The organism is Sphaerisporangium sp. NPDC088356 (assembly GCF_040685555.1).
In the GTDB taxonomy this organism is placed as follows: Bacteria; Actinomycetota; Actinomycetes; order Streptosporangiales; family Streptosporangiaceae; genus Sphaerisporangium.
Window position 1 is genome coordinate 15,886 of sequence record NZ_JBFBIK010000010.1, and the last position, 12,669, is coordinate 28,554.

At 73.7% G+C, this 12,669-nt stretch carries 9 protein-coding genes; 5 read left to right on the forward strand and 4 right to left on the reverse strand.

Annotated features, from left to right (window positions below; all coding sequences use genetic code 11):
- Positions 1-35 precede the first annotated feature (35 nt).
- The 4 genes from AB0O34_RS06385 (at position 36) to AB0O34_RS06400 (ending at position 4,736) form a co-directional block, all read left to right on the forward strand.
- Positions 36-1,067, forward strand: a complete 1,032-nt coding sequence (locus AB0O34_RS06385; RefSeq protein ID WP_363913268.1) for a S8/S53 family peptidase — start codon at positions 36-38, stop codon at positions 1,065-1,067.
- Positions 1,068-1,110: 43 nt separating this feature from the next.
- Positions 1,111-1,629, forward strand: a complete 519-nt coding sequence (locus AB0O34_RS06390) for a sigma-70 family RNA polymerase sigma factor (RefSeq protein ID WP_363913270.1) — start codon at positions 1,111-1,113, stop codon at positions 1,627-1,629.
- Entirely contained in the window at positions 1,626-2,111 is a 486-nt protein-coding gene (locus tag AB0O34_RS06395) for a hypothetical protein (RefSeq protein ID WP_363913272.1), read from the forward strand. The genes AB0O34_RS06390 and AB0O34_RS06395 overlap by 4 nt, the downstream gene beginning before the upstream one ends.
- Before the next feature lie 81 nt (positions 2,112-2,192).
- Positions 2,193-4,736 carry a CHAT domain-containing protein gene (locus AB0O34_RS06400; RefSeq protein ID WP_363913274.1) on the forward strand — a complete coding sequence of 848 codons (2,544 nt, stop codon included), beginning with the start codon at positions 2,193-2,195 and terminating at the stop codon, positions 4,734-4,736.
- 54 nt (positions 4,737-4,790) lie between these two features.
- On the opposite strand, the gene AB0O34_RS06405 is transcribed toward AB0O34_RS06400, so the two are convergent.
- The 3 genes from AB0O34_RS06405 to AB0O34_RS06415 all read right to left on the reverse strand — a co-directional run bounded on the left by AB0O34_RS06405 (position 4,791) and on the right by AB0O34_RS06415 (position 9,246).
- A complete protein-coding gene (locus AB0O34_RS06405; protein WP_363913276.1) occupies positions 4,791-5,600 on the reverse strand; it encodes a sulfurtransferase in 810 nt (269 codons plus the stop codon).
- A 199-nt stretch (positions 5,601-5,799) separates the two neighbouring features.
- Complete coding sequence (locus tag AB0O34_RS06410; RefSeq protein WP_363913278.1) at positions 5,800-6,390, reverse strand: DUF5998 family protein; 591 nt, start codon at positions 6,388-6,390, stop codon at positions 5,800-5,802.
- 171 nt (positions 6,391-6,561) lie between these two features.
- The gene (locus AB0O34_RS06415) at positions 6,562-9,246 is read right to left on the reverse strand and encodes a bifunctional GNAT family N-acetyltransferase/acetate--CoA ligase family protein (protein WP_363913280.1); all 2,685 of its coding nucleotides are present in this window, start codon (positions 9,244-9,246) and stop codon (positions 6,562-6,564) included.
- A 147-nt stretch (positions 9,247-9,393) separates the two neighbouring features.
- Between AB0O34_RS06415 and AB0O34_RS06420 the strand changes: the two genes are divergently transcribed.
- Complete coding sequence (locus tag AB0O34_RS06420) at positions 9,394-10,287, forward strand: sugar kinase (RefSeq protein WP_363913282.1); 894 nt, start codon at positions 9,394-9,396, stop codon at positions 10,285-10,287.
- 169 nt (positions 10,288-10,456) lie between these two features.
- On the opposite strand, the gene AB0O34_RS06425 is transcribed toward AB0O34_RS06420, so the two are convergent.
- Positions 10,457-12,607 (reverse strand): DEAD/DEAH box helicase, encoded by a 2,151-nt coding sequence (locus AB0O34_RS06425; protein ID WP_363913284.1) that lies wholly within the window; start codon positions 12,605-12,607, stop codon positions 10,457-10,459.
- Between the last annotated feature and the right edge of the window lie 62 nt (positions 12,608-12,669).

Genomic DNA, 12,669 nt, shown 5'->3' on the forward strand with positions numbered 1-12,669 from the left:
CATTCCGTGTTTACCTCCCCCATAAGGAGCCGCCGGTGAACGTACAGGCAGTGGAGCACACGCCGGGACGGAGCACCCTCATCCGGCCCGGCGTCCTCCTCGCCAGGTCGCCCGTCGCCGCCGCTCGGTGGACCCAGGCGGTGGAACACGTGGACGGGTTCTATCTCGTACGGCTCGCACCGGGAGCCGACCCCTGCGAGGTCGCCGCCACGCTCTCCGGCCAGGGCCACGAGGTCTCCCCCAACCACGTCGTCGTCGGCCAGCCGCTGTTCTTCGGCGGGCCGACCGGATCGCCCGTCCCCGCCGCCGCCCCCGCGTACGAGCCCGGCGAGCCGTCCCGCGTCACCGTCGGGCTCCTCGACACCGGGGTGGCCCCCCACCCGTGGTTCAGGGACGCCGAGTGGTTCCCCGGCCAGCCCGGCGAGATCCTCGACGCCGACGGCGACGGGCTTCTCGACCAGCAGGCGGGGCACGGCACGTTCATCGCCGGGCTGGTGCTGCGCCAGGCTCCCGGCGTGCGGCTGCGCGTGGCGCGGGTGCTCGACAGCAACGGCGTCGGCGACGAGGCCGGGGTGCTCCGGGCGCTGAGCCTCCTGCGCGACACGCGCCTCGACGTGCTCGTGCTGTCCTTCGGCTGCTTCACCTACGACGACCGGCCCTCGCCGCTGCTGGAGCGCGCCCTCGCAGGGTTCCCCGACACGGTGATCGTGGCCTGCGCGGGCAACACCGCCTCCCCGCGCCCCTTCTGGCCCGCCGCGTTGCCCCGCGTCGTAGCCGTCGGAGCCCTGGACTCCGCCGAAGGCGAGCGGGCGAGGTTCTCCGCGTACGGCCCCTGGGTGGACGCGTGCGCACGTGGCGAAGCCTTGACCAGTAGTTTCGTGGACTTTCAGCAGTTTCACAGCTATGCCGTCTGGAGCGGGACGTCTTTCGCGGCCGCCGTGGTGGCCGGGGCGATCGCCGCCGCGGCCCGGCACATGTCCCCCGGCGAGGCGGCGAGCCAGGTGCTCGACCCCGCGCACGGCAGGCGATTCCCCGATCTCGGGGTCCTCGTGCCCGCGCCCCGCTAGGGTTCTCACCAAGAGCACTCTTCCGACCACGCAAAGTCATCACATGCCTTACGATCTCGACCTTCTCGACGAGCCGGCCTGGCGCGACCTGGTCGAGCGCTTCGGATACCGCATGTGGGCCGTCGCCCGGGCCTTCGGCCTCGACTCCACCGACGCCGCCGACGCGGTGCAGGCCGCATGGCTGCGGCTGGTCGAGAGCGTTCACACGATCCGCGACCCCGAGCGCGTCGGCGCGTGGCTGATCACCACGACGCGCCACGAGGCGGCGCGCATCCACCGGGGCCGGGCGGGCGCCCCACTGGCGGCCCTGCCCGCCGAGGTCCCCGCGCCGGACGGCGACCCGGTGGCGGCGATGCTCACCGAGGAGGACGGGCGGCGGCTCTGGGCGGCCGTCGACACCCTGCGCGAGCCGTGCCGCTCGCTCCTGCGGCTGATCGTGTGCGCCCCCGAGGTGGGGTACGCGCAGCTGGCCCGCCGGCTCGACATGCCCATCGGCAGCATCGGGCCGACCCGCAGCCGCTGTCTCAGGCGCCTGCGGTCCCTTATCGAGGAGGATCGGTGACCGACGACGAGTATGTTCTGGCGGCCCTGAGGATCGCCGCCGGCGCCGATCCGGTGCCCGCGCGGGTCTCGACCGACGCCCGCGCCGTGTACGGGCTGCGCCTGCCGGGAGCCGTGACGGCGGGGCCCGTGGGGGTGCCTTCCAGCGCGGGCACCGGCGCCCGGCCGCCGTCCGGGATCCGTTCCGACGGCTGCCCGGCCGACGGCGAGCCTCGGCTGCTCCGCTTCGCCGCCGGCGGGGTGACCATCGACGTGGAGATCACGGTCTGCGACTCGCACATCGACCTGGCCGGCCAGGTGCAGCCCGCCCCGGGCAAGGGCGCCCGCGTCGAGATCAGGACACCCCACGTCAGCAAGATCCGCTTCCCGTCCGAGAGCGGGGAGTTCGCCACCACGGGCCTGCCTCACGGGTGGCTGAGCGTGGTCTGCCACCGCCCGGGCAACCCCCCGGTGGCCACCCGATGGCAATGCGTCCGCCTATGACACCCGCCGGCCCCGCATCCTTCGGGCAGTCGTCCCCCGGGGTGTGTCCGGCTGTGAGTCGTCCGTCCTCGGAGGGGGCCGATGGCTGAGTTGGTGGCGGCGGCCGAGGATGCGGTGCTGATGTCGGGGGCCGATCCGGCGCGGGCGCGTGAGCGCGCGAGGGCCGTGCTGGCCGAGGCCGAGGCGGGCGGCTGCCTGGAGGCGGTCTCGGTCGCCCACCGGGCCCTGGCCCTCGCCGCCCGGGAGTTCGGGCACCTCACGCTGGCGGCCGAGCACCTCGGCCGTGCCGTAGAGGCCGCCCGCGACCTGCCGGAGCGTGCCGCCCAGGCGCGGCTCTCCCTGGTGACCGTCCGCGCCGACCTCGGCGATCCCGTGGGCGCGCTCCGCGTCGCCGACCTGGCCGAGGGGCATCTGACCGGCCTCGACCCGGCACGGCTCGGCGTGCAGCGCGCCGTGGCGCTCGTCCAGCTCGGCAGGCTGGAGGAGGCGGTGGCTAACTGCGACCGGGCCGTGGCACGGCTCACCGGGGCGGGAGACCCCCGCTTCCTGGCCGGGGCTCTGCTCAACCGGGGCATCGCCCACACATATCTGGAGCTGTACGACGCCGCCTCCCGTGACCTGTCGGCATGCGTGACCACCGCCAGGCGGGCGGGCCTTGATCACCTGGCCATCCTCGCCGAGGCCAACCTGCCGTTCGTCGCCACGCGCAAGGGCGACATCCCCGCCGCCTTCGCCGGTTACCGGGCCGCGGAGAAGGCACTGTCGGGCTATCCCGAGCGGCTGGCCGCGATGCGGGCCGACTTCGCGGGCGCCCTGCTCGCCGCCCACCTTCCCGGAGAGGCCCGGGCGCTCCTCGGCCTCGCGGTCCCCGACCTCGCCGCCGCGAGCGCCCAGGTGGCGCTGGCCGAGTCCCGCCTGCTGCTGGCCCAGGTCGAGCTGCTCGTCGGCGACCCGTACCAGGCGAGGGCCACCGCCGAGCTGGCGGCGGGCGAGCTGACCGGCCAGGGACGTCACGCGTGGGTGCCGCTCGCCGCCGAGACGGCGCTCCGCGCCCGCCTTGCCGTCGAGCGGCCGACTCCGGAGCTGCTCGCGGAGGCACGGGCGCTGGCGGGGCTGCTGGCCCAGGAGGGCTGGGCGGGCCCGGCGGCGGGGCTCCGGCTCACGGCCGCCGAGCTGGCGGTGGGGCTGTCCGACAGGACGGCCGCCGATGCCGAGCTCGGTCTGGTCACCGCCGGCCAGCCGGCCGAGGGACGTACCCACCGGGTCGTACGCCACCACGCCGTGGCCCTTGAGCGGAGCCTCCTAGGCGACCGCCCTGGAGCCTTCGCCTCGCTGCGGGAGGGCCTCGCCGAGGCGACCGAGGGCAGCGAGCGCCTGGGCGACCCCGGAGTGCGCGCCCACGCCGTACGCGCGGGCGAGCGGCTCGCGGACTTCGGGCTGTCGCTCGCGCTCGCCGACGGGCGGCCTGAGACCGTGCTGGGCTGGGCCGAGCACTGGCGTGCGATGGCGCGCGGGCGGTCCCGGGAGCCGCTGGCCGTCGAACGGCTGCGCGCCGCGCTCGGGGATGCCGTGCTGATCGAGACGGTGAGACACGGTGACCGGCTCGCCGCCGTCGTCGTCACGGGCGAGCGCTGCGTGCTGCGGCCGCTCGGCTCGTACACCGCCGCCGCCGAGGCGACGATCCGGCTCCGGTACGGCCTGCGGCGTGCGCGCCTGCGGGACACCGGCACGCGGAGCGGGGTGGCGCGGGAGGCCGAACGGCTCGCCGTACGGCTGCTCGGGCCGCTGGCCGGGGACATCGGAGACCGCCCGGCGATCATCGTGCCGACCGGCGCGCTCCACACCCTCCCCTGGCCGGTGCTGCCCCCCTTCAGGGGACGTGCGCTCTGCGTGGCGTCGAGCGCGAACGCCTGGCTGACGGCCCCCCTAAGCCACCCGGATCCAAGCCGTGCGGCGACCCCGAGCCACCTGGAGCCGGGCGACGCGGCGACGTCGAGCTACCCGGCCACGGGCCGTGCGGCGGCCCCGAGCCGCCCGGACGCAGCCCATGGTGTCCGTACTTCTTGTTCGCGTGTGGCGGCCGTGGCGGGGCCGGGTCTGGAGCACGCGGGGGCGGAGGCGGCGATGGTCGTGCGCACCCATCAGGGAGCCTCCGGGGTGGCCGTGCGGGTCGGCGCCGGTTCCTCCGATGTGGTGGAAGCGCTGGGCGTGTCCGACATCGTGCACATCGCCGCGCACGGCACCTTCTGCGCCCGCAGCCCGCTGCTGTCGAGCATCGCGCTGGACGACGGCCCGCTGATGGCGTACGACCTGCTACGGCTCCGCCGGACGCCGGAGCTGGTCGTGCTGTCGGCCTGCGATGCCGGGATGGCGCACGCCCCGGTCGACGGAGCGCCCCTGGGCCTCGCCGGGGCCTTCCTCGACCAGGGCACGACGTGCGTCGTCGCCGGCCTCGTGCCGGTCCGCGACGACGAGGCGCTGACGCTCATGACGCTCTTCCACGCCCTGCTGGTCTCCGGGCGCACCCCGGCCGAGGCGCTCGCCATGGCGAGCGAGAAGACGGGCGTCCAAGGCTTCGCCTGCTTCGGCTCCCTCGGGCGGCCGATCGGCCCTCCCGAGGGCTGAAGGGCTCTCCCGAGGGTCTGGTCGTAACGTCATGCGCCCTACCAGGGGTGGGCGTCAGGTTTTGGCGATCGGACGGGTGGGGTCGGTTATCCAGTTCGACCAGGAACCGACGTAGAGGGCCGCGGGGACGCCCGCGAGCGTCAGCGCCAGCACCTCGTGGGCCGCCGTGACCCCTGAGCCGCAGTAGGCCCCGACCGGCACCTCCGGCAGCACCCCGAAGGAGAGGAACCGCTCCCTGAGGAACTCGGCCGGATGGAAGCGCCCGGACCCGTCGACGTTCTCCGAGGTCGGCGCGCTCACCGCGCCGGGGATGTGCCCGGAGACCGGGTCGATCGGCTCGACCTCGCCCCGGTAGCGCTCGCCGGCACGCGCGTCCAGCAGCACGCCGTCATCCGCCAGCGCCGCCGCCTGCTCGGCGTCCAGCACCGGCATGCCGCCCGGACGGGCCGTGAAGTCGCCCGGCTCGACAACGGGCTCCTCCTTGGTCACCGGGAGCCCCTCGTCGGCCCACCTGCGGTACCCACCGTCGAGCACGCGCACGTCCGGATGGCCGAAGTAACGCAGCGTCCACCAGGCCCGGGCCGCCGCCGTGGAGTCGGCCTCGTCGTAGACCACGACGGGACGGGAACCGGACACGCCGAGCCGCCGCATGGCCTCCTGGAACGCGCCGGCCTCCGGCAGCGGGTGACGGCCTCCGGGCCCCGCCGGGGCGGCGAGGTCGGCGTTCAGGTCGCAGAACACGGCGCCGGGCAGGTGTCCCTCGCGGTAGGACTCGATGCCGGGCGTCCCGACCAGGCGCCACCGCACGTCGAGGATCGTGGCCTCACCGAGGTCACCGGGGTCGATCAAAGGGCTGAGGCTCATGGGAATTCCGGGGCGGACGCCCGTGCCTTTTCAGCCATGGGAGGAAGCCCCTTCCCTCCTTCGTCTTCTGGATACGGCTTCGTCTTTGGGACAGAGGCCAGTCTCGGCCGTGGTGCCGCCGATGTCCACGCCCGGCGCCGCGGCGAGCGGAGGCCCACGCGAGGCGCCTCCGCTCGGTGTGGCCGGGCGGCGCCGAGGGTCAGGTCGCCGCGCGGGCCGTCGCCTCGGATAGCGCCTTGGCGAAGGCCAGGACGTTGCCCACGGCCTCCGGGCCGTCGGCGGCCTCGCTGACCCGCAGCGACAGGTCGTCGGCGGTGATGGCGCCGGTGTAGCCGTGGTCGGCCTCGCAGTTCTCGTCTCCGCAGGTGGCGGGCTCGAGATCGACGTGGGAGATCGCGCCCCAGCCGATCGTCAGCGTCACCTCGGTCGGAGGGACGCCCGCCACGTACGACGCGGGGTCGGGAACCACCCGGGTGACCGCCACGGACTGGACCCGGCTCAGGCGCACGGCCTCCGTGGTCGTGGACGCGTGTGAGGTGGGCATGCCGTCCGACGGCGGGTGCTCGTCGGTGTGGCACACCAGGAGCCGGGTGGGTGAGAGGACCACCACGGTGACATGCCTGCGCACCTCCATCGCCGGATCGAAGGTGGCCTCATGGTGCACGACGTACGCCGTGACCTGCTCCTTGCCCAGCGCGGACTCGGCCGCGTCGGCCACGAGATCGGGGTAGTAGCCGCTGCGTTCGATAGCTTCGCGCAGACCAGCGGCCGAGACTCGGGTTTCCCTCATGGGTCCATCCTGCCCTGTCTCGGCACGCTGTTTCACCTCATGGCCGCCCACCTTGGCGGCCTCGCGCGGAGAAGGGCGGCGACGCGATCACCGGAGCTGTCCGGTGATCGCGTTTTCCACCACTCTGATCGCATCAGTCCCAGCACGCGAACGCACGGCGGACGTTCGGGCTCAGCGCAGGCGTCTCGGGCCCCTGTCGGGACGCGGACCGACGGTGTCGCGGAGCACGGCCCTCGCGCCGAGCACGCTCACCCCGGACTCCCCCACCAGGATGGGATCGAGGTCCAGCGCCACCCCGGGAAGCTCGTCGGCGAGCCGTCCGACCCGCACCAGCAGGTCCTCCAGCGCCTCCACCGCCACGGGCGGGTACCCGTACTCGCCGAACAGCAGGGGCGCGGCACGTACGGACCGGACGAGCGCTGTGGCGTCCTCGGCGGTGAGCGGGGCCAGCCGGAAGGCCTCGTCACCGAGGAGCCGCGCGGTCACCTCACCGAACGCGAACGACACCACCGCCCCGAAGTCCGGATCGTCCACCACCCTCACCAGCGTCGGCACGGCGGGCTGCGGGGCCATCCGCTGGACCGAGAGGATCACGTCCGGTCCGAGCCGCGCCGCCAGGTCGTCGTACGCGCGGCGCACCCCGCCCGGATCGGAGAGCCCGAGCCGCACCGTGCCCGCCCGGTGGGCGACCTCGGGGTCGGCGGATCTCACGACGACGGGCCAGCCGAGGCGCCCCGCCGCCGCGACGGCCTCGTCGGGCGAGGTCACCACCTCGGCCGGCCACACCTCCAGCCCGTACTTGGCCAGCAGTTCCGCCGCGTCGATCTCCAGTGGGCCGCCCGCCATGGGCGGCTCGCCCGCGCCGCCGCCGTCCGGCTCCACGGTGCCGGCGGTCGTGAGGATCTTCTCCACGACCGCCTTGGCGCCCTTGGTGTCCACGCCGTCGAGCTCGGGGGAGGTCCCGTGCGGCCTTTCCCGCCAGGCGGCGTGCCGCACCACGTGGGCGAGAGCGCGTACGGCCTCCTCCGCGGCGGGGTAGGACGGGATGGAACCCTTGCCGGGATCGCCGGCCTCGCCCGGGACGCGCAGCTCGGGAGGCATGCCCATGCGCCCCTCGAAGGTGGCCAGCACGGGCTTGCCGGTCTCCCGCGCCACCCGTACGAGCTCGGCGGCGACCTCGGCGGCGTTCCCGGGCACGGGCGGCATGTAGATCGCGACGATGGCGTCCACCTCGCAGGTCATGTCCGCCAGCGCCTCGCGGTACTCCCTCGCCCCCGCCCGGGCCCCGAGGTTGGCGGCCGGGCACGGCTCCAGCCCGGCCGCGACGCAGGCGTCCACCGCGAGCAGGGCCATCGCGTCGGAGTTGCTGACCACCCCGACCTTCGGCCCGGCGGGCAGCGGCTGGTAGGCGAGCAGCTGGGCCACGTCGAACAGCTGGGTGAGGTCGTCGACCCGGATCACCCCCGCCTGCTCGAACAGCGCGCTGAGCGCGGTGTCCGGCAGCCCGAGAACGGGCGCGGCGTGCCCCACGGGCACGCCCTGGGTCGCGCCGCCGCTCTTGACGACGACGATGGGCTTCTTCCGCGACGTGCGCCTGGCGAGCCGGGTGAACTTTCGCGGGTTACCGAGCGACTCCAGGTACAGCAGGATCACGTCGGTGGCCGGGTCCCCCTCCCAGTACTGCAGGAGATCGTTGCCCGAGACGTCCGCCCGGTTGCCTGCGGACACGAAGGTCGAGATGCCCATGCCGCGCTGGGCCACCCGCTGGAGCAGCGCGGTGCCGAGCGCGCCCGACTGGCTGAAGAAGCCGACACGCCCCCGTCCGGGCAGGTGGGCCGCCAGGGTGGCGTTCAGGCGCACGGCCGGGTCGGTGTTGGCGATGCCGAGGCAGTTGGGGCCGACCACGCGCAGCCCGTACGCGCGGGCGATGCGCACCAGGTCGTCCTGGCGGGCCCGCCCATCGGATCCCGTCTCCCCGAAACCGGACGAGACGACGACCAGGCCCTTCACGCCCTTCTCCGCGCACTCCTCGACGACGTCGAGCACGGCGTCGGCGGGCACGGCCACCACGGCGAGGTCCACGTCCCCGTCGATGGCCGAGACGCTCTTGTACGCGCGGACGCCGGCCACCGCCCTCACCTCGCGGTGCACTGGGTACACCGGGCCGCTGAAGTCGGCTCCGAGCAGGTTGCGGAGCACCGTCTGCCCGATGCCCCCCGCCTCCCGGCCCGCGCCGACGACCACCACAGACGTCGGGGTGAGCAGACGCTCGATCGAGCGGGCCTCGGCCCGGTGCTCCCGCGCCATCGTGACCTCGCGCGAGGTCTCGGTCGTCGCCAGGTCCAGGGTCATCCGGACGACGCCGTCCTCGAACTGGCTCTGCGCCGTGTACCCGGCCTGGCGGAAGAAGGCCATCATGCGACTGTTGGACGGCAGCACGTCGGCGATGAAGCGCTTGATGCCGTACTCGCGCGCCGCCGCGCGCAGGTGCTCCATGAGCACCGAGGCCACTCCCCTGCCCTGGTGCGCGTCCTCCACCAGGAACGCCACCTCGGCGCTGTCCTGCTGGTCCATCCGGTCGAAGCGGACGACCGCCACCATCTTGGTGCCGAGGGTCGCGATCAGCGCCACCCGGTTCACGTAGTCGACGGTGGTGAACCACGCCACCTCACGGTCCGAGAGGCGGGGACGCGGGCCGAAGAAGCGGAAGTAGATCGACTGGTCGGAGAGCCGGGAGTAGAACGCGCGGAGCATGTCGGCGTCATCTGGCCGGATCGGCCGCAGGTGCGCGGTACCCCCGTCGGCCAGGACGACGTCGGCTTCCCAGTGAGCGGGGTAGTGAGGTTCCACATTCATGAGGGTAAAGGCCCTCGTGTCGGGATTGTTGGGCAACGCTTGTGCATCGACTGTGCACGGGTGTCCGCTCTATGCCCCACGCCCCGGCTTGAAGCTGTTAGGTTTTCTGTCAGCAGCCTCCTGTAGTGCCAACAAGGTGGTGACATCATGACGCGGGTTGTCGTGGTGGGCGATCTGATGACCGATGCGGTCGCACGCGCCCGCTACCCTCTCGCCAGGGCAAGCGACACTCCGGCCGTCGTCACCATGCATGGTGGCGGCTCTGGGGCAAACATCGCCTCCTGGCTCGCCGTCGAGGGTGCGGAGGTGGCCTTCGTAGGCCGCCGAGGCGCCGACATCACGGGCCGTAACCGTGACATGGAGCTCATGGGATACGGCGTCGACGCCCGCCTGGTCATGGACCCCGAGCGACCAACCGGCACCTGTGTCGTGCTGGTCACGCACAAGGGCGAGCGCACGCTGCTCTCCGACCCGGGTGCCAACGCCGCGCTCTCTCCCGAAGACCTTCCCCGCGACCTGTTCGCCCAGGGCGGTCACCTGCACGTCTCCGGGTACACCCTGCTCAACGACGGCTCGCGTGACGCCGGTCTGGCCGCGCTCGACCACGCGCGCCGGGCGGGCATGTCGATCTCGATCGACTGCGCCTCCGCCGCGCCGCTGGAGCGCACGGGCGCCGAGCCGTTCCTCGAGTGGACCCACAGCGCCAAGCTGCTCTTCGCCAACGACGCCCAGGCCAAGGTGCTCACGGGTCGTGACGACCCCGCCTCCGCCGCCAAGGTGCTCACCGCGTGGTTCCCTCAGGTAGTGATCAAGATGGGTGCCGAGGGGTCGCTCTGGTACACCAACAACCGTGCGGAGCCCGTTCGCGCGCCCGCCGACCACATCGAGCGCATGGTCGACGGCACGGGCGCGGGTGACGCCTTCACCGCGGGCTTCCTGCAGCCGTGGCTGGAGGGCAAGCAGCCCGCCGACGCGCTGGCCGCGGGCAACGCCCTCGCCGCCAAGGCCATCGGCAACCTGGGCGCCCGCCCCCGCCTCTGAGCACTCCCGGCCGACCCCCGGTGAGCCCCCTGGACCGTCCTTGAACGGTCCAGGGTTTCCGAACCCCGCCCAGGTTCCCGAAGCGTCTAGGACGGTTCGGTCCTGCTCCCCCTGAACCGGCAGGCGTCCCCTACGGCTCACGCATCCCGGGCGGGCTGGGCGCTCCTGGTCAGTTGGTGGTGGCCAGGGTCAGGGGGAGGACGGCGGGAGCGCCGGCCTCGCGTAGGAGCATCGCGCCCATGGTCATGGTCCAGCCGGTGTCGACGCGGTCGTCGACCAGGAGCACCGGGCCGCCGGAGACGTCGGCGACGGGCGGCGCCAGGGTCGCCCGCAGGGCACGCACCCGCTGGGCGCTGTTGTGCTGGCGCCCCGGCGGCCCCTGGCGGTAGGTCAGCGAGCCGAGGTAGCTCAGCCTGCCGATGGCGGCCAGCCGCTCCCCCAGCGTCGTGATCAGCACCGGCCGGGTCGTGGACGGCACGGTGACCACCGAGACCGGGCGCTCGGCCCACCGCCACGAGCTCAGCACGGTGACCACGGCGTCGAAGACCTCGTCGGGCACCGGCCCGTCGGCGGCGCGCTCCCCCAGCAGGCGCCTCAGGGCGTTCCCCCAGCCGATGTCGGTGAGCCGCCCGAGCGCCCTGCCGGCCTCGGCGGCCACCTCGGGGCGGATGCGGCCGGAGAGCCCGAGCTCCTTGAGGCCGGTGGGCCACTGGCGCCGGGGCTCGACATCGACCCCGGGGCGGTGGAGCCGCTCCCGGGCGCTCGTGACCGCGCCCGCCGCGATGTCGACCGAGCGGTGCGCTCCGGTGCAGTTGTCGCAGCGGCCGCAGGGCTTCGCGGTGTCGTCGTCGAGGTGGCGCCTGAGGAACTCCTCACGGCACTCGCCGGTGGAGATGTAGCCGAGCATGGCCTGCTGCTCGGCCGCGCGCTCGGCGGCGACCCGCGCGTATCTCTCGGTGTCGTACACCCAGGGACGGCCCGTGGCCTGCCAGCCGCCCTTGACCCGCTTGGCCGCGCCGTCGACGTCGAGGACCTTGAGCATGGTCTCCAGCCGGTTGCGGCTGAGGTCGACCCGGGTCTCCAGCGCGGCCGTGGACATCGCGCCCTGCTCGGCCAGCGTCGCGAGGGTCGCCCGCACCACCGGCTCCGGCGGGAAGGCCAGCGAGGCGAAATAGGCCCAGATGTCGCGGTCTTCGGGGCCGGGCAGCAGGATCACCTCGGCGCGCTCGACACCGCGCCCCGCCCGGCCGACCTGCTGGTAGTAGGCCACCGGTGACGCGGGAGCGCCGACATGCATGACGAACCCGAGATCGGGCTTGTCGAAGCCCATGCCGAGGGCCGAGGTCGCGACCAGCGCCTTGAGCCGGTTGTCGAGCAGCGCCTGCTCGGCGGCGAGCCGCTCGGCGGGGTCGGTCTGCCCGGAGTAGGCGGCCACCTCGTGCCCCTGGTCGCGCAGGTAGGCGGCGATCTCCTGGGTGGCTGCCACGGTGAGGGTGTAGATGATGCCGGAGCCCGGCAGCTCGCGCAGCGTCTCGGCGAGCCAGGCCAGCCGCTGCTCGGCGGTGGCAAGGCGCACCACGCTCAGATGAAGGCTGTCGCGCTCCAAGGGCCCGCGCAGCACCAGGGTGCCATCGCCCTCAGCACCCTCAACATCCTCACCGATCTCACCGGCCGCACCGGCCTCGCCGGCCTCGCCGCCGGTGAAGCCGGCGAGTTGCTCGGCCACGTCGCGGGTGACCCGGGCGTTGGCCGTGGCCGTGGTGGCGAGGACCGGCACCCCCGGAGGGAGATCGGCCAGCAGGGTGCGCAGGCGGCGGTAGTCGGGCCGGAAGTCGTGACCCCAGTCGGAGATGCAGTGGGCCTCGTCGACGACCACCAGGCCGGCGCTCGCCGCCAGCTTCGGCAGGACCAGGTCGCGGAAGTCGGGGTTGTTGAGCCGCTCGGGGCTGACCAGGAGCACGTCGACCTCGCCGCGCTCGACCTCGGCGTGGATGAGATCCCACTCGTCGACGTTGGCGGAGTTGATCGTGGCGGCGTGGACCCCGGCGCGGTCGGCGGCGGAGATCTGGTTGCGCATGAGGGCGAGCAGCGGCGAGACGATGACCGTGGGACCGGCGCCCCGGGCCCGCAGCAGCGCGGTGGCGATGAAGTAGACCGCCGACTTGCCCCAGCCGGTGCGCTGCACGACCAGCGCGCGCCGCCGGTCGACGACCAGCGCCCGGATCGCGGACCACTGGTCGTCTCTGAGCTTCGCGTGCTCCCCCGCGAGGGCTCGCAGCCGCTGCTCCGCCTCGGCCCGCAGACCGCTCTCGTCAACCATGGCTCCTTGGTACCAGGTCCCGGCGACGTTTCAGGCCGTCAAGGCCCTCCTGTGGACAACCG